The organism is Sphingomonas sp., assembly GCF_041661885.1.
GTDB lineage: Bacteria > Pseudomonadota > Alphaproteobacteria > Sphingomonadales > Sphingomonadaceae > Sphingomonas.
In genome coordinates, this window is record NZ_JBAZTL010000007.1 from 147,376 (window position 1) to 165,195 (window position 17,820).

Below are 17,820 nucleotides of genomic sequence, written 5' to 3' on the forward strand. Positions count from 1 at the left end.
CGTCGTGCAAGCGCGCGCGAATTTCAAGCGTGGCGAGCAACGCGGTCACCGCGTATGAATGGCGGCATGGAGTGTGCGCGAAACCTCACTGGCCAGTTTCTGCTGGCGATGCCCGGCATTGGCGACCCGCGCTTCGATCGTGCGGTGATCGCGATGTGCGCGCACGATGCGGAAGGTGCGCTCGGTATCGGCGTCGGCACCACGATCGATGGGCTCGGGCTGCATTCGGTGTTGCGCCAGTTGGAGATCGATCCTGGCGTAGCGCCCGACGTCGCGGTGCATCTTGGTGGCCCGGTCGAACCGCGACGCGGCTTTGTGCTGCACGATCTCGATTGGGCCGGGCAGGATACGATTGAAGTGGTCGGTCAGGCAGGGTCGTTATGGGCACTTTCGGGAACGACCGACGTGTTGAAGGCGATTGCGGCGGGGCGTGGCCCGTCGCGCTGGCTGGTTGCGCTGGGATATGCCGGGTGGAGTGAGGGGCAGCTTGACGGCGAGATGACCCGGCACGGTTGGTTGAACGTGCCGGGTAACCTCGATCTGCTCTATGCCTGCGACGCCGATGCCCGGTGGGATGCCGGATTTGCCAGTGCGGGCATCGATTCGCGGTTGCTCGCGAACGAAACGGGGCGGGCATAAGGCGGCGGCGAGCGAAGGCAGATGTCGCAGTATAAGCGTTACCTTATATTATGTTATCTGTAACGGCTCCTAAAGTTACTATGCTCAGCAGGCACGGTATTTGACACCATTGTATTTTGCGTCGCCGCTTATACTATAAGACCCGGGGGAAACTGTGGGGGGATGGCGATGTTCGGCTCGGTCGTGCTTGAAGTTGCGTTGGGTCTTGTTCTCACGTTTAGCTTTTTTAGTGTTATCATGACATCGGTCCGCGAGGGTGTTGAAGCGATCTTCAAGACACGCGCCAAACTGCTCGAGAGCACGATCGGTGAGTTACTCGGCGGCGATCCTGCGGCAATCGAACGTTTTTATGAACAACCCGCAATCTATGCGCTGTTCCCCGGGGCGTATCGCAGCAAAGGTCGCCATTTGCCCTCGTACATCCCCTCCGCGAATTTCGCGGCGGCGGTGATCGCGCTGGCCAAGGCACCCGAAGCGCTGCCCGCGGCGGTCAAGGCCGCAATTGCTCCTGCGCTTGATCCCGCGCGGGCCGAAGGCGACAAGGCTCGTGCCGATCTTGAGGCGTGGTTCGATAGCGCGATGGATCGCGTCAGCGGCAGTTACAAGCGGCAGACACAATTGTGGTTGCTTGGACTGGGCTTCGCTGCTGCTGCCATCATTAACATCAATCCGGTGTTGATCGGCAATCGGCTTGCGCGCGACCAGCAAGTGCGTGCCGACGTCGCCGCCTTCGCGCCGCTGATCCTGTCGCCCGATGCCAAAAGCAAGGACGCACTCGCGGTGACGGCGACCCAGTTGCAGAATGTCGGGCTTCCCGTCGGATGGAGTGCGCGATGCCAGGTTGCGAACATTTTTACGCTTTCGGCCGCCACCGACAACGGCTGTTACGAGGCCGGTGATGGCCTGCCCAAGAGTATCGGCGGCTGGCTGATCGCGGCATTGGCAGCGATGTTGGGCGCGCCCTTCTGGTTCGACCTGCTCAACCGGATCGTCAATCTGCGCACCGCGATCAAACCACCCAGGGCTGAGCCCGCAACCTGACACGGCGACGTGGGCAAGGGGGAGATATAAAGACATCTTTATATTTGATTTGGGCGCGAACCCGCGTTACGGGCAGCGCCATCAACCAATCCGGAGATTCCCGCGTGGCCACCGTTCTCGACCGTCCGACCGACTATGTCGTCGCCGACATCACCCTTGCCGATTTCGGCCGCAAGGAGATCAACATCGCCGAGACCGAAATGCCCGGCCTGATGGCGCTGCGCGAGGAATTCGGTGCATCGCAGCCGCTCAAGGGCGCGCGGATTACCGGCTCGCTGCACATGACGATCCAGACCGCAGTGCTGATCGAAACGCTGACCGCGCTGGGTGCGCAGGTGCGCTGGGCGACGTGCAATATCTTCTCGACGCAGGACCATGCCGCTGCCGCGATCGCCGCGACGGGTGTGCCGGTGTTCGCGATCAAGGGTGAGAGCCTGGCCGATTATTGGGATTATGTCGGTGACATCTTCAACTGGGGTGCAGGCACCTCGGGCGAAACCGCCAACATCATCCTGGACGATGGCGGCGACGCGACCATGTTCGCTTTGTGGGGCGCGAAGCTCGAAGCCGGTCATACGCTCGGCGAGCCGGAGAATGACGAGGAAGTCGAATTCCAGCGCGCGCTGAAGGCGTTCGTCGCCAAGTATCCGGGTTACCTGACCGAGACCGTCAAGAACCTGAAGGGCGTTTCGGAAGAGACCACCACCGGCGTGCACCGCCTGTACGAAATCGCCAAGAAGGGCGAGCTGCCGTTCCCGGCCATCAACGTCAACGACAGCGTCACCAAGTCGAAGTTCGACAACCTTTACGGTTGCAAGGAATCGCTGGTCGATGCGATCCGTCGCGCCACCGACGTGATGCTGGCGGGCAAGGTTGCGGCGGTCGCTGGCTTCGGTGACGTGGGCAAGGGCTCGGCCCAGTCGCTGCGCAACGGCGGCGCGCGCGTGATGGTCACCGAAATCGATCCGATCTGCGCGCTGCAGGCGGCGATGGAGGGCTTCGAGGTCGTGACGATGGACGACGCGGTGAAGCGCGCCGACATCTTCGTCACCGCGACCGGCAATGCCGACGTCATCACCGCCGATCACATGAAGGCGATGAAGCCGATGTCGATCGTTTGCAACATCGGCCATTTCGACAGCGAGATTCAAATCGCCGCCTTGTCGAACTATGAGTGGAACGAAGTGAAGCCCGGCACCGATCTGGTCACTTTCCCCGATGGCAAGCAGATCATCATCCTTGCCAAGGGGCGCCTGGTGAACCTGGGTTGCGCGACGGGCCACCCGTCCTTCGTGATGTCGGCCAGCTTTACCAACCAGACGCTGGCGCAGATCGAGCTGTGGACCAAGGGCGAGAATTACAAGAACGAAGTGTACGTCCTGCCGAAGCATCTCGATGAGAAGGTGGCCGCGCTGCATCTGGAAAAGCTCGGCGTGAAGCTGTCGAAGCTGACCCCGAAGCAGGCCGGTTACATCGGCGTGCCGGTCGAGGGGCCGTTCAAGCCGGATCATTACCGGTATTGAAATCCAAAAAATCTGGAAAAGAATCGGCCGTCACGGAAATCCGTGGCGGCCGTTTTGTTTATGAGGCCTTCCCGCGCGCAGCCTGTCTAGCTTATGGGTCGTTCATGGATCAGGGCCCTGCGTGGTGAACGAGCTTTCGGCGATAAGCGTCACGGGGATCGGTGTTGCGCTGGCGGTGCTGATCGGAGGGACCGTTTGGAGTCTCTTCTCGGGCCTGCGCGCCAAGCGTGAAGCCGCGAACGCTTTTGCCAACAACGCACGGCTTGAGGCCATGCTCGCATCCGCGCCTGCGCTGTCGATGGTGATCCGGGCCGATGGGCGCATCGAATGTCCACAGCGGTTGGCCGACTGGCTCGGCCTTGCAAACACGCCGCGGTATTTTGACGACCTTGCGGAGAGTGACGGCGGGCTCGACGGTAAGGATCTGGCCGCTTTGGGGGTCGACATTATTGCCGCGCAGAAATCGGGTCGCGAGTTTTCGCGCGTGGTGCAGGCACGGGGGTCCGCCCGCGTACTGATGATCCGCGGCGCGCGGGCTCCGCAATTGTTTCAATCCCCGGGCTGCGTCATCCTCTGGGTGTTCGATGCGACCGAAAGTGAAGCCGAAATCGCGCGGTTGGGCGATGCGGTCGGTCATGCGACCACGCTGTATGAAGATCTGAGCGGGGTCATTCAGGCGGCGCCGATGCCAATGTGGTATCGCGGGGCGGATTTGCGGTTGGCGATGGTCAATTCGCAATATGTCGGCGCGGTCGAGGGTGCGTCCGCCGAAGACGTGATTGCGCGCGGGCTTGAACTGGTTGAGGGATCGGGCGTTGGCGGGCCGCTCGCCAATGCGGTGCAGGCGCGCGACACGCGCACCGTGCAATCGCAAGCGATGCCGGCGACCATCCGCGGCGAGCGGCGAATGCTGCGCGTCTATGATGCGCCGCTGTCGACTGGTGGGGTCGCGGGTTTCGCGATCGACATCGAGGATCTGGAGCAAGCACGCGCACGGTTGAAACGATTCGATGACGCGCAACGCGGGATGCTCGACCGTCTTTCGGCGGGCGTGGTGCAATTTGCCGCCGACCGATCGCTGGTGTTTTGCAATCAACCGTTCCGGCGACTGTTTGCGATGAAGGCGGAGTGGCTCGCCGACCGCCCGGAATTTGACCGCGTACTGGAACGGATGCGCGAGACCCAACGTCTCCCCGAAGTTCGCGATTTTCCCGGCTGGAAAGCAGAGCGCCGTGACTGGTTCCTGGCGGCGGGGGGCGGGCATGAGGAAGAGTGGCATTTACCGGGCGGCGTCCATCTGCGCGTTGTCGCGCAGCCGCTGCCCGATGGCGGCCTGCTGCTGATCTTCGAAGATCGCACCGAACAGGTGCAGTTGGCGAGCGCGCGCGACACCCTGCTGCGCGTGCGCACCGCGACCTTCGAAAATCTGTATGAGGCACTCGGCGTATTTGCCGCCGATGGCAGATTGCAATTGTGGAACAACAAGTTCCGCCTGGTATGGGGGTTTGAAGAGGAATTTCTGGCCACGCATCCGCGTGTCGATGTGCTCGCCGAAGCCGCGTCACGCCAGCTTTCCAACCCTGCGCGCGCCTCACTGATCGCCGATCTTGTCCGCGCGGCAACGGTCGAGCGGCAACAGCGCGGCGGGCGGGTGGCCTTTGCCGATGGGCGGCATTTCGAATTTGCGGCGGTGCCCCTGCCCGATGGCAATGGCCTGTTCACGATGCTCGACATTTCCGACAGTCGGCGGATCGAACGCGCGCTGCGCGACCGTAACGAAGCGCTCGAAGTGGCGGACCGGATCAAGACCTCGTTCGTGGCGACGATGAGCTATGAATTGCGCACGCCGCTGACGTCGATCAGCGGTTTCGCCGAGATGCTCAACGAAGGCTATGCGGGGAAACTGAGTGCGTCGGCCACGGGGTATGTCGAGGCGATCCTGCAATCGGTCGAACGACTCGGGATGCTGGTCGATGAAGTGCTTGACCTGACCCAGGCGGAGGGCAAGGCTCCCGAACTGGAAATGCGCAAGATCGATCTGGCACCGGTGGCGCGGGCGGCGGCAGATGCGGTTGCTCCACTGGCGCTGAAACGGAAGCTCGATTTCGCGGTCGAAATCCAGCCATCCACCGGAGTGACGACGGGCGATGGGAAGCGCCTGCAGCAAGTAATCGAACATCTGTTGCGCCACGCCGTAGCGGGCACGCCCGCCGGAGGGCGGATCCTGCTCCACACCGATGGCACCGACGCGACCGTGCGGATCGTGGTTTCCGACAATGGTGCGGGGATGAGCGCGCAGGCGGTGGCGCGCGCCTTCGATCGATTCGCGCAACCCGGTATTACGCGCGACGGCGAGCGCGCACTGGGGCTGGGCTTGCCGCTCGCTAAGCAATTCGTCGAGGCGCATGACGGCACGATCAATCTGGTATCGGAGCCGGGGCAGGGGACGCTCATCACCGTATCGCTGCCGCGCAGGTGATGTCGGTGCGGGGGCGATATGCGTATGTACCAGGGGCCTATGCCCATTCTCCGACCGGGCAGCATTGCACGGTTTCGCGCACGCTCGGTGTGCGGCTGACGGGATGTTGAGATGATTCTTTCGAATCCCGAAGCGAGTGAGGGCTTTGGCGTGCGCCTGGCCGATTTGGTCGTCCCGGGCGATGTGGTGACCTTGTCGGGTCCGCTTGGGGCGGGCAAGACCAGCATCGCGCGCGGGCTGCTCGCTGCGTTGGGGCTGGAGGGTGAAGCCCCGAGCCCCAGCTTTGCGATCGTGCAGCCTTATGCCCCGCCTGAGGTGCGCCTGCCCGTGCAGCATGTCGATTTGTACCGGATCGAGAGCCCTGACGAGATTGGCGAACTGGGGCTGGACGAGGCCGCGGGCGATTCGGTGCTGCTCGTCGAATGGCCGGAACGCGCGCCCGGCTGGTGGCCGGAGGCGCTTGCGCTCACATTGGAGATGCTGCCCGATGGCACCCGCCGCTTGACAGCCGACGTGCCCGCTGGCTGGAAGGATCGATGGCAGCAGATATGATACCCCCGGCGGCGGCCGCCGCGTTCCTGGCCGCAAACGGGTGGGCCGATGCGGCAATTTTGCCGGTTGCGGGCGATGCCTCGTTCCGGCGCTATTTCCGCGCGGTGAAGGATGGGCGTAGTGCGATCCTGATGGACGCGCCGCCGCCGCATGAGGACCCGCGACCGTTTATCGAGATCGCGCGCTGGCTGGGCGAACGCGGTTTTGCGGCACCGGCGATCCACGGGATTGACCTCGACCTTGGCCTGGTGCTGATCGAGGATTTCGGCGACATTCGGATGCGCGAAACCGTCGATAACGATGCGTCGCGCGAGCTTGCGCTTTATGAAGCGGCGATTGATGTGCTCGTTCGCCTGCATCGGGAAGAGCCGGCGGTGGTCCCCTCTTATGATCGCGCGGTGCTGCATCGCGAGGCGGATTTGCTGACCGAATGGTATTGCCCCGCGCTTGGGATTGAGGCCGATCAAGCCGCTTATGATGCCGCATGGAATGCGGTGTTCGACCATGCGTTTACCGGGCCGGTGGTTACGGTTTTGCGGGACTATCACGCGGAAAACCTGATGTTGATCGGCGACGATACGTTGGGGTTGCTGGATTTCCAGGATGCGCTTGCGGGCCATCCCGCTTATGATCTCGTATCGCTGCTGCAGGATGCACGGCGCGACGTGGACGAGCGCGTGGAGACGGCCATGCTCGCGCGCTACAAGGCGGCGACCGGCGCGGGCGATGCGTTTGATGTCGCCTATCATGTGCTGGGTACGCAACGGAACGCCAAGATCATCGGTATCTTCACGCGGCTGTGGCAGCGCGACGGCAAGACGCGGTATGCCGCCTTGTGCCCGCGCGTATGGCGATATCTGAACCGGGATCTGGCGTATCCGGAACTTGCCCCGGTCAAGGCGTGGTTCGACGCGACGATCCCCGCCGAATTGCGCGGCGATCCAATGGTATTGGCAGCATGATGACGCCGAAGCGCACCCTCAATATCCGGCCCGAGCCGGGCGGCATGGTGCCCAAGACCGCGATGGTGATGGCGGCGGGGCTCGGCAAGCGAATGCGTCCGCTGACCGCGACACGACCGAAGCCGCTGGTCGAAGTGGCGGGCAAACCGCTGATCGATCACGTTTTCGACCGGCTCCGCGCGAGCGGGGTCGAACGCGCGGTGGTCAACGTCCATTATCTTGCCGACGCGCTGGAGGCGCATCTGCAAAACCGGGTTACCGGGATCGATATCGCCGTGTCCGACGAGCGTGGCCAATTGATGGAAACCGGCGGCGGCCTGGTGCAGGCGCGCGATTTGATTGGCGACGCGCCCTTCCTGGTCGTCAACAGTGACAATCTGTGGGTCGATGGCCCGTCCGATGCCATCAAGATGCTGGCGGCGCGCTGGGACGAGGCGACGATGGATGCGCTGCTGCTAATGGTGCCGCTGGCGCGGGCCAATCATCATCGCGGGTTGGGGGACTTCCGGCTTGCCGCCGATGGCCGTATTCTCGGGCGGCGGTTACCCGGGCGGCTTGCGCCGTTCGTCTATACCGGCGTGCAAATCCTGTCACCGCGCGTGATCGCGGATTGGCCAGAGGGGCCGTTCTCGACGATGGTGTTCTGGCAACGCGCGATCGCGGCGGGCCGGGCTTATGGCCTGGTCCATCAGGGGTTGTGGTTCGATGTCGGTACGCCGGCGGCAATCCCGCTGACGGAGGCGATGCTGGCCGATGGTTGAGGCGAAGGGCCCCACGCTCTTCACCATTCCGGCGCATCGCGCCTTTTCTGATGCCTTGGCCGCCGGGTTGATCCGGCAATTTGGCGGCGATGATCTCGGGCTTGCGCGCGGGCTGGTGCTGCTGCCCAACAATCGCGCCAAACGCGCGCTGACCGATGCCTTTGTACGCGCGAGCGCAGGTGGCCTGTTGTTGCCGCGGATGGTCGCGCTCGGCGATCCCGCGCTCGACGAAGCGGTGGGCGCGGCGCTCGACCCGGCGGATGATCCGGTGCCGGTCCCGCCTGCGGTCGCGCCGCTGCAGCGGCGGATGATGCTCGCGCGGCTGGTGTCCGAGGAACGCGCGCGCGCGGGCCAAGCGATCGACGCGGCGGAGGCGGTGCGGCTGGCGGGTGAATTGGCGCGCACGCTCGATCAATTGCTGGTCGAGGAAATCGCCCCGCGCCGGTTGCGCGAGATTGAGCTGAGCGAGGCGATGTCGGCGCATTGGCAACGCGCGCTCGATCTGTTCGCGGTGGTGCTCGACCGCTGGCCCGCCGAATTGCAGCGGATCGGGCGGATCGACGCCGCCGAACGGCGCGGGGTGTTGTTGCAGCGGCTGGCGGAGCGCTGGGATCGCACTCCGCCCGCCGGTTTCGTCTGCGCAGCCGGCATCACCGATAGTGCCCCCGCCGTCGCGCGGCTGCTGCGCTGCGTAGCGGACAGCCCGCGCGGGATGGTGGTGCTGGCCGATCTCGCGACCGCGATGGACGAGATCGAATGGCAGCCGCTCGGGCCGCACGCGCCCGATCCAGTGACCGGGCTCACGCGCCGCTCGATCGAGACGCACCCGCAATTCCATCTGAAGCTGTTGCTCGAACGGATGAGCGTCAACCGCGGCGAAGTGCGGCAATGGCGCGACGGCAGCGACCATGACGCCACGGTCGCGCGCGGCAAGGCGGTCGCCAATGCGCTGGCTTCGGCGGAGTTTACCGCGAAATGGACCACGCTCGGCCCTGAGCAGCGCCGACTGGGCGGTATTGCGGCGGCTGAACTGGCGACGCCGGGGGAGGAGGCACAAGCGATTGCGCTTGCCTTGCGCGAGGTGGCGGAAACGCCAGGGCGCACTGGCGCGCTAATCACGCCCGATCGTAGCCTGGCCCGGCGGGTGGCGGCGCATTGCGCGCGCTGGGGGATCGCGATCGACGATTCGGCGGGGCGTCCGCTGTCGATCCTGCCGTCGGGGACGCTGTTGACCGCGCTGGCCGAGGCGGCGACGCAGCGCTTTGCGCCGCTCGCGTTGTTGACCTTGCTCAAGCATCCGCTGGTGCGCTTTGGTGATGCGCGGCGCGACTGGCTCGATGGCGTGCGGGCGCTGGATCGTGTGTTGCGCGGGCCCCGTCCGGCGGCGGGTCTGGCGGGGATCGACCTGCATCTGCGCACCGCGCGGCGCGGTGAGGCGGCGGCGTGGTGGCCCGAGGCGCGGGCGCTGCTCGAACCGATCGAACGCGTGTTCGATGGCGGCGCACGACCGATTGCCGAATTGCTGGGCGCCTTGCGCGAGGCAGCGCAGGCCTTGTGTGGCGATGCCTTGTGGGCGGGCCCCGCCGGGCGCGCGGCGGCAGAGCTGCTGCGTGAGGCCGAGGACCATGCCGCGCATGGTCCGGCGGTGATTGACCCGGCCAGCCTTGGCCCGTTGCTCAAGACGTTGATGGACGAAGTCGCGGTGCGGCCGCCGCAGGGCGGGCATCCGCGCCTGGCCATTTACGGCCTGATCGAGGCGCGTTTGCAGACGGCTGACGTCATGATCCTGGGCGGGCTGAATGAAGGAACCTGGCCCGGCTTGCCCGCTCCCGACCCGTGGCTGGCACCGCGCATCCGCATCGAATTGGGGTTACCAGGGCTCGACCGTGGTGTCGGCATGGCGGCGCATGATCTGGCGCAGGCGCTCGGCGCGCCCGCTGCGCTGATGACGCGGGCGCGACGCGGCGGTACGCAACCGGCGATCGCCTCGCGCTTCTGGCTGCGCTTGCAGGCGCTGGCGGGCGACCGTTTCGAGCGGGCGACCGCGCTGGAAGGCTGGGCGCGCGCGCTCGACGATCCGGGCGAGCATCTGCCCGCTGCCAAGCCGATGCCCGAGCCGCCCGCCGAACGCCGCCCCAAGGCGATTGCCGTGACCGATGTCGATCGCCTGAAGGCCGATCCTTATGCGTTCTACGCCAAGCGCATCCTTGGCCTAACGCAGCTCGACCCGGTCGATGCCGATCCCAGCGCAGCGTGGCGCGGCACGGCGGTGCATGACATCCTCGAACGCTGGGCGCGCGAAGATGCCTGTGCGCTCGACAAACTGCACGACCGCGCGCGCGCGAGGTTCGACGGCGTGCATCCGATGCAGCGCGCGCTGTGGCGACCACGCCTGATGGAGGCGATCGACTGGATCGTCGCGCAGATGGGCAGGAACATCGACGCGGGGCGCACCGTGCTGGCGGTCGAGCAATCGGGCGAGATCGCGATTGCGGGGGTGACGCTGACGGGGAAATTCGACCGGATCGATAGGTTGCCCGATGGGGCGCTGGCGGTGATCGACTACAAGACCGGCAAGCCGCCCTCACCGGCGGCGGTGCGTGAGGGGTTCAGCCTGCAATTGGGGTTGCTCGGGCTGATCGCCGAGCGCGGCGGCTATGCCGGGATTGCGGGCAAGGCGCGCGGCTTCGAATATTGGTCGCTGTCGAAAAAGGGCGATGCGTTCGGCTATGTCACCTCGCCCGTGGATGCCGAGGGCAAGGGCGACAAGGTCGTGCCCGAAGATTTCACTACGCTCGCCGCGCGGCATTTCAGCGATGCCGTGGCCGACTGGTTAACCGGCGCGCGCGCGTTCGAGGCGAAGCTGCACCCGGACTATGCGCCTTATGCCGAATATGACCAGTTGATGCGCCGGGACGAATGGTATGGCCGTGAGTGAGGCATCTCCTGTTGCTCCCCTCCCTGTAAGAGCGCCGGGTGAACAGCGCCCCGCGCTGTTCAGGTCAGGCTGGGAGCCTGACCGACCCGGCGCTGGGCTGGGGGTGGGTAGGCCCGTGGCTGGCGCGACGCTCCTCCTGCGAGCAACCCACCCCTCGATCCCCTCCCTTCCAGGGAGGGGAGGAAACGCATGACCGAATCCCACACCCGCCGACCGCTCCCGGTTCTGAAGGACGCGCAGGCGCGCGCCAGCGATCCGGGCGGGCATGTCTGGCTGTCCGCCTCCGCCGGGACGGGCAAGACACAGGTGCTGACCGCGCGCGTCTATCGCTTGCTGCTGCGTGGCGTCGATCCCGGCGCGATCTTGTGCCTGACCTTTACCAAGGCAGGCGCGGCGGAAATGGCGGGGCGGATCGGCGAGCGGCTGGCGGCGTGGGTGCGGATGCCCGAGCCCGATCTGGTGGCCGATCTGGTGGCGCTCGGCGAGGACCCTTCGCCGCAACTCCGCGCCCGTGCGCGCACGCTGTTCGCCAAGGTGCTCGATGCGCCGGGGGGCGGCATCCGCATTCAAACGATCCACGGCTTCTGTCAGAGCCTGCTCGCCGCCTGCCCGGTCGAGGCTGGGCTGGTGCCGGGCTTCCGCCCGATCGAGGCGCGCGAAGAAGCGGTAATGGCGCGCGATGCGCTGGCCGAAATGCTGGTCACGGCGGAGGCCGAAGGGCGCGATGCCACCGTCACTACTGTTGGCGCGCTGAGCCTGCGCTTGGGCGAGGGCGAGGCCGAGCGCTTCCTGCTGGCGTGCGCGCGGGCACCCGCCGCGATGGCGGAACTGCCGATGGGCGCGGGCGTCGGCCCGTTCATCCGCCGCGCGCTCGATCTGCCGGTGGGCGAGATCGAGGCGGAGATCGCCTATGCTTGCGGCGACAGTGCGTTCGACGTGGATGCGGTCGCGCGGCTGGCGGCGGCGAACCGGGCGTGGGGCACGGCGACGGGCGGCAACCATGCCGATATCGCCGAATGCTGGATCGAAGCGACGCCCGAGATGCGCGCGCGGATGCTGGGGGACCTGATCGGTGTACCCTTCACCGCCAAGCGCGAGCCGCGCAAATATTCGGCCAAGCTGCTCGCTACCGACCCCGATTATGCCGATCTGGCGATCGAGGTGGGGGAGGCGTGCGCGCATCTGTTGGGCCTGCGCGAGCGCGCGGCCTATGCCGATTTGCTCGCGGCGGCGCTGGCGGTCGGGCGGGAGTATGCCGCAGCGTACGATCAGGCGAAGCGGCGGCTGGGCGCGGTCGATTTCGACGATCTCATCCGCGCGACGATCGCGTTGCTCGGCCAGCCGGGCATGGGTGAATGGGTGCGCTACAAGCTCGATCAGGCGACCGAACATGTGCTGATCGACGAGGCGCAGGACACCAACCCCGACCAATGGGCGATCATCCGCGCGCTGGTGGAGGAGTTTTTCGTGGGCGAAGGATCGCATGGCGAGCGCGTCCGCACGTTGTTCACCGTCGGCGATTTCAAGCAGGCGATCTTCGGCTTCCAGGGCACCGACCCCAAATTTTTCGCCGCCGCCGAACACCGCTTCGGCACGCTCGCGCGCGAGGCGTGGGCGGCGGATGAGGAACAACGTCGCCAAACCGGCACGATGCGGGCGCGCCCGTGGCACCGGCTGTCGCTGACACAATCGTTCCGCTCGACACGCCCGGTGCTCGAATTTGTCGACGCCGCGATCGAGGCTTTGCCCGAGCCGGGGCTTGGCGTGATCGCCGACCGCGAAATCCATGCCAGCGAAGTACCGGGGCCCGGCACCGTGACTTTGTGGCCGCTGGTGGTGGCGGGCGGCAGCGAGGAGGATGAGGAAAGCTGGATTTCCGATTCCACCCGCGAACTCGCTCGCCGGATCGCGCGGACGATCAAGGGCTGGATCGGCACGCTGATGCTCGAGAGCAAGGGGCGCAGGCTGCGGCCCGAGGACATTATGATCCTGGTCAAGCGGCGCGGCGAGCTGGCCTCGCTGATCGTCGCGCGGCTCTATGCCGAAGGCGTTCCGGTGGCGGGGGTCGATCGCTTGCGGCTGAATGCACCGCTGTCGGTGCAGGATCTGCTCGCCGCGATCCGCTTCGTGCTGCAGCCCGATGACGATTTGTCGCTGGCGTCGCTGCTGGTGTCGCCGCTGATCGGCTGGAGCCAGGAGCGGCTGATGCACGCCGCGCCCAAGCGCGCGGTCAGCCTGTGGCGGCACATTGCCCGCGCCGAACCGCGCGCGGAGATCGCGCCGCTGTTCGCGATGCTCGACCGCGCCGACATCGCCACGCCCTATCAATTTCTGGAAGAGTTGCTGTCGGGGCCGCTCGGCGGGCGGCGCAACCTCGTGCGGCGGCTGGGGCAGGAGGCGCGCGACCCGATCGAGGAATTGCTGAGCGCAGCGCTCGATTTCGAAGCGCTCGGAACGCCATCCTTGCAGCGCTTCCTCGACTGGTTCGATCGGGGCGAAGTGGAGATCAAGCGCGATCCCTCCGCCCCGCTCGATGCGGTGCGAGTGATGACCGCGCACGGTGCGAAGGGCTTGCAGGCACCGCTGGTGATCCTCGCCGATGCCGCCGTCGATCCGACGCGCGCGCCACGTTCGACACTCAAATGGCGCGCGGGCGAGATGGCGGCGGAACTGCCGGTGATCCGCCCGCGCAAGGGCGAGGCGACGGGACCGCTGGCCGCGCTGGTCGAGGAAACCGCCGCGCGCGACCTGGAAGAGCATTGGCGGCTGTTTTACGTCGCGGCGACGCGCGCCGAGGAGCGGCTGGTGATCGCCGGGTCGGTTGGCCCACGCGCGCAGGGCGAGGCTCCCGCGCAAAGCTGGTATGCCGCCGCCGCGCGCGCGATGGCCACGCTGGACGTGCCGGAGCACGAGGAGCGCAGCTTCGCCGGGCGCGTGCCGCAAAAGCCGGTCGCGCCAGACCGCCGCGCGGCACGGGCGGCGGTGGCCGCCGAACCCGTGCCCGACTGGGCGCGCCGCGCGGCCCCGGTCGAAGCGCGCCCGCCGCGCCCGCTCGCGCCATCGTCGCTCGGCGATGATGCGGTCGCCGACGCGCCGCCGACCCCGGCGATGCGCGCGGCGGCGGAGCGCGGGCGGCTGATCCACGCGCTGTTCGAACGCTTGCCGACAGTCGCGCCCGAGGCGCGGGCAGAGGCAGCCGCGCGCTGGCTGGCAACCGCCGGGGCGGTGGCCGACCCGGCCACGTGCGCGGAGATTGCCGCACCGGTGCTGGCGGTGCTGAATGATCCCGGTTTTGCCGATCTGTTCGGGCCGGAGGCGCTGGCGGAGGCACCCATCGCAGCGGTGCTGCCCGATGGCTTTGTGGTGTCGGGTACGGTCGACCGGCTGCTGGTCTCGCCTGATCTGGTGCGCGTGGTCGATTTCAAGACCGGGCGCAGCGTGCCCGCCACGCCCGACGCCATTCCGCCTTATCACCTGCGCCAGATGGCGGCCTATGTCGCGGCACTGGCGGTGATCTTCCCCGGACGGCTGATCGAGGCGGCGTTGCTCTACACCAGCGCCCCGGTGCTGCACCGGTTGCCGCCATCGCTGCTGGATGCGCACAAGCCGGGCTTTGCCGGCGCGGAGCAAAGCTAGCACGCACCGGCTTGAGTGGACGGGCGCGACATCCTACCTTCGCTGCAACATCAGGAGAAATAGAATGGCTACCAAGAAAATCACCGACGCAAGCTGGGCCGCCGACGTCACCAATGCCTCCGGCCCTGTGCTGGTCGATTTCTGGGCAGAATGGTGCGGCCCGTGCAAGATGATCGGGCCGAGCCTCGAGGAAATTTCGGAAGAACTGGGCGAGCAGGTTACCATCGCCAAGCTCAACATCGACGAAAACCCCGATGCGCCGGGCAAATATGGCGTGCGCGGCATTCCGACGATGATCCTGTTCAAGGACGGCGTGCCCGCCGCAACCAAGGTTGGCGCCGAGCCCAAGGGGCGGTTGAAGGCTTGGCTGGAGGGTGCGCTGGGCTGAGATTGCCGGGTTGTGCCGCGCGGGGGTGAGCGGGCTCATCTTCTGCGCGGCATGGGGGCGCGCGTTCAGCGAACGTAGATCGGCTCTACTCGCCCTTTGGCTAATCGCCATATTACGTCTTGCGGAACGGGTAAGGCGAGAGTCTCCTCCCTGCTCAGATTGAGATACACGCCTCGAATAAGGCGTCCTATCAGTCCATGGGAAACTGCAAGTACGTTACCGTCCAAGCTATCCATCCATTCAGTCACGCGTGCCAGCGCGGAATCGTAACTCTCGCCGTCAGGTGATCGGAAGAACCAGTCGAAGGGAGTTGTTCCGTCCAACCGGCTTGGCCACTGAGCATCTATGTCGACGTGTGTGAGCCCATCCCAGGAGCCGACCGAAACCTCGGCAATTCGAGGCTCCCACTCTGTTTCAGGAAATCTCCCAAAAGATCTAATAATGGAGGTCGTTTCGCGGACGCGGCCCAACGGGCTGGCCACCAACACGTCGATCTTGGCCTCGAGTGTGGCAAGTTGCCTGCCGTATCCCTCTGCCTGCGCTAGCCCCCTTTCGGTCAGGCGAGAATCGAGATGGCCTTGGAAGCGGCCAGCGACGTTCCACTCGGTTTCACCGTGTCGAACCAAATAGATCTCGTATTCCGATGGCACAGGTGAGGAGCCCTAAAATGTCTGGTTTTGGCTGATTTACAGAGGCCTCGGTTCGGCCGCTAGAGGGGCTTTGCGTAGATGCATTCACGACCGGATTCTCTTTCCCAGCGGGAGAGGGAAGGGTGTGGGTAATGGGCATTATCCGTCGGTTCGCCCTCACCCTTCCGCGGCTTTGCCGCTCCCTCCCTCTCCCGAGGGGAGAGGGACTTTTTGGTCCGCGTTGCCGTGCTGTTTCACGATACGGAGAGCGACCTACCCCCAGCCCCTCCCTTTCAGGGAGGGGAGGTAGAAGGGAATGGCCGCGTCTCCCCTCCCTGAAAGGGAGGGGTTGGGGGTGGGTTGGCCTGCGGCGGCGCGGGACTGTGATTTTCCGAGACCTACAGCGCTCCCGCGCGCGGGATCAGGTCAGCGGGATCATCACCTGCGCGGCATAGCCCGGGCGTTCGGTCAGCCGGGCATACCATGCCTCGACATGCGGCACCGATGGGCGCGCGATATCGAGAATGAACCAGCTATGGGCGTAGGTGCCCATCGGGATATCGCCTATGCCAAAGTCCGTACCCGACAGCCATGGCGTCTGCGCCAGTGCGTGGTCGAGGATCTGCATCTTTGCGGCACAGGCTGCCGCTGACGCCGCGATCACGGCGGGGTCGCGTTCCGCCAGCGGGCGGCGGATGAGGTGGAGAAAGGCCCCGCGCTGCGCGTCGCCATATTCGAATTGCCAGTCCATCCAGCGATCGGCCTGCGCGCGCTGCACCGGATCTTCGGGCCACCAGCGTTTGCCGCCATGGCGCGCCGCCAGATAGCGCAGGATTGCGTTCGATTCCCACAGGACGAAGCCGTCGTCTTCGATCGTGGGGACCAGCGCATTCGGGTTGAGCGCGAGATAGGCGTCGCCCATGCCGAACTGGCCGCCGACATCGTGGCGGACATAAGGGAGCGCCAGTTCCTCCGCGAACCACGCGACCTTCTTCACATTGTGCGAATTGAGGCGACCCCAGATGGTGAGCATGGGGTGGTCAGCTCCGGTAATCGGCGTTGATCGAGATATAGCCGTGGGTGAGGTCGCAGGTCCACACCGTGGCCTTGCCGTCGCCGAGGCCGAGATCGACGCCGATCTCAATGTCCTGGCCCTTGAGGTGCGCGGCGACCGGGGCTTCGTCATAGCCGGTGACGGCGAGGCCGCCGGTGGCGACCTGGGTGTCGCCGAAGCGGATGCTGAGCAAGTCGCGCTCGGCGGGTTCGCCGGCCTTGCCGACCGCCATTACCACGCGGCCCCAATTGGCGTCCTCGCCCGCGATGGCGGTTTTGACCAGGGGCGAGTTGGCGATGCTGAGCGCGACGGTGTGTGCGCTGGCGTCGCTCCCGGCACCGGTGACGGCGATCTCGATGAACTTGGACGCGCCTTCGCCGTCACGCACCACCAGATGCGCGAGCTGCAGGCAGAGGTCGGCGAGCGCGGCGCGGAAGGCGTCGGCCCCGGCGTCTTCATCGCTGGTCAGCGGCGCGTTGCCGGCTTTGCCAGTCGCAAAGGCGAGCACGCTGTCGCTGGTCGAGGTGTCGCTGTCGACGGTGATGCACGAGAAGCTGGCGCGGTTGGCGTCGCTGAGCGCGCGTTGCAGGAAGGCGGGGGAGACGGCGGCATCGGTGAACAGGAAGCCGAGCATCGTCGCCATGTCGGGCGCGATCATGCCCGATCCCTTGATGATGCCGACGAGCGTGACGGTGCGGCCATCGACCACCGCCGTGGTCATCGCGCCCTTGGCGAAGGTGTCGGTGGTGCCGATGGTGTTGGCGGCGTCCTGCCAGGTGCAGGGCGTGGCGGCGAAGGCGGCGTCGAGCCCGGCCTCGGCCTTGTCGATCGGCAACGGCACGCCGATCACCCCGGTCGAGGCCACAAAAATGTCGGAGGGCTGGCACCCCAGATGCCCGGCGGCGCGCGCGGCGATCGCTTCTACCGCCGCGCGCCCGCGCTGGCCGGTAAAGGCGTTGGCGTTGCCAGCATTGATCACCACCGCACGTGCCTGGCCGAGCGGAAGCGCGGCGCGGCACCATTCGACCTCGGGCGAGGGGCATTTGCTTTGCGTCAGCACACCCGCGACCACTGTACCCGGATCGAGCGTGATGAAGGTCAGGTCGCAGCGATCCCACGTCTTATACTGCGCGCGGGCGACATGCGGGGTGACCCCGGCAATTGCCGGTAAATTGGGGAAGGGGCGGGCGAGCGGGGAACGGGTCATGCCGCCGTCAT

The 17,820-nt window shown here is 66.1% G+C and carries 13 protein-coding genes; 10 read left to right on the forward strand and 3 right to left on the reverse strand.

Annotated elements, in window-relative coordinates; all coding sequences use genetic code 11:
• The first annotated feature begins 66 nt into the window (after nt 1-66).
• From WC704_RS14365 to trxA, 10 genes are all read left to right on the forward strand, one after another.
• Nucleotides 67-639 (forward strand): YqgE/AlgH family protein, encoded by a 573-nt coding sequence (locus WC704_RS14365; RefSeq protein ID WP_372891020.1) that lies wholly within the window; start codon nt 67-69, stop codon nt 637-639.
• Between the two features lie 237 nt (nt 640-876).
• Complete coding sequence (locus tag WC704_RS14370) at nt 877-1,680, forward strand: hypothetical protein (RefSeq protein WP_372891022.1); 804 nt, start codon at nt 877-879, stop codon at nt 1,678-1,680.
• Nucleotides 1,681-1,784: 104 nt separating this feature from the next.
• The gene (gene ahcY, locus WC704_RS14375; RefSeq protein ID WP_372891024.1) at nt 1,785-3,203 is read left to right on the forward strand and encodes an adenosylhomocysteinase; all 1,419 of its coding nucleotides are present in this window, start codon (nt 1,785-1,787) and stop codon (nt 3,201-3,203) included.
• Nucleotides 3,204-3,327: 124 nt separating this feature from the next.
• Entirely contained in the window at nt 3,328-5,682 is a 2,355-nt protein-coding gene (locus tag WC704_RS14380) for a PAS-domain containing protein (RefSeq protein ID WP_372891026.1), read from the forward strand.
• Nucleotides 5,683-5,793: 111 nt separating this feature from the next.
• Nucleotides 5,794-6,234 carry a tRNA (adenosine(37)-N6)-threonylcarbamoyltransferase complex ATPase subunit type 1 TsaE gene (gene tsaE, locus WC704_RS14385; protein ID WP_372891028.1) on the forward strand — a complete coding sequence of 147 codons (441 nt, stop codon included), beginning with the start codon at nt 5,794-5,796 and terminating at the stop codon, nt 6,232-6,234.
• Nucleotides 6,231-7,196, forward strand: coding sequence for an aminoglycoside phosphotransferase family protein (locus WC704_RS14390; RefSeq protein WP_372891294.1), 966 nt, complete (start codon nt 6,231-6,233; stop codon nt 7,194-7,196). The genes tsaE and WC704_RS14390 overlap by 4 nt, the downstream gene beginning before the upstream one ends.
• Nucleotides 7,193-7,957 (forward strand): nucleotidyltransferase family protein, encoded by a 765-nt coding sequence (locus WC704_RS14395; RefSeq protein WP_372891030.1) that lies wholly within the window; start codon nt 7,193-7,195, stop codon nt 7,955-7,957. The genes WC704_RS14390 and WC704_RS14395 overlap by 4 nt, the downstream gene beginning before the upstream one ends.
• Complete coding sequence (gene addB, locus WC704_RS14400) at nt 7,950-10,895, forward strand: double-strand break repair protein AddB (RefSeq protein WP_372891032.1); 2,946 nt, start codon at nt 7,950-7,952, stop codon at nt 10,893-10,895. The genes WC704_RS14395 and addB overlap by 8 nt, the downstream gene beginning before the upstream one ends.
• A 189-nt stretch (nt 10,896-11,084) precedes the next feature.
• Nucleotides 11,085-14,531, forward strand: a complete 3,447-nt coding sequence (gene addA / locus WC704_RS14405; RefSeq protein WP_372891035.1) for a double-strand break repair helicase AddA — start codon at nt 11,085-11,087, stop codon at nt 14,529-14,531.
• 64 nt (nt 14,532-14,595) lie between these two features.
• Nucleotides 14,596-14,919 (forward strand): thioredoxin, encoded by a 324-nt coding sequence (trxA, locus tag WC704_RS14410; protein WP_010402847.1) that lies wholly within the window; start codon nt 14,596-14,598, stop codon nt 14,917-14,919.
• 65 nt (nt 14,920-14,984) lie between these two features.
• Here trxA and WC704_RS14415 read toward each other — a convergent pair whose 3' ends face one another.
• The 3 genes from WC704_RS14415 to argJ form a co-directional block, all read right to left on the reverse strand.
• Nucleotides 14,985-15,569: a histidine phosphatase family protein gene (locus WC704_RS14415; RefSeq protein WP_372891038.1), complete on the reverse strand. Its 585-nt coding sequence runs from the start codon at nt 15,567-15,569 to the stop codon at nt 14,985-14,987.
• Nucleotides 15,570-15,969: 400 nt separating this feature from the next.
• Entirely contained in the window at nt 15,970-16,581 is a 612-nt protein-coding gene (locus WC704_RS14420) for a glutathione S-transferase family protein (RefSeq protein ID WP_372891040.1), read from the reverse strand.
• A gap of 7 nt (nt 16,582-16,588) precedes the next feature.
• Nucleotides 16,589-17,809 (reverse strand): bifunctional glutamate N-acetyltransferase/amino-acid acetyltransferase ArgJ, encoded by a 1,221-nt coding sequence (gene argJ, locus WC704_RS14425; protein ID WP_372891042.1) that lies wholly within the window; start codon nt 17,807-17,809, stop codon nt 16,589-16,591.
• Nucleotides 17,810-17,820: the final 11 nt, after the last annotated feature.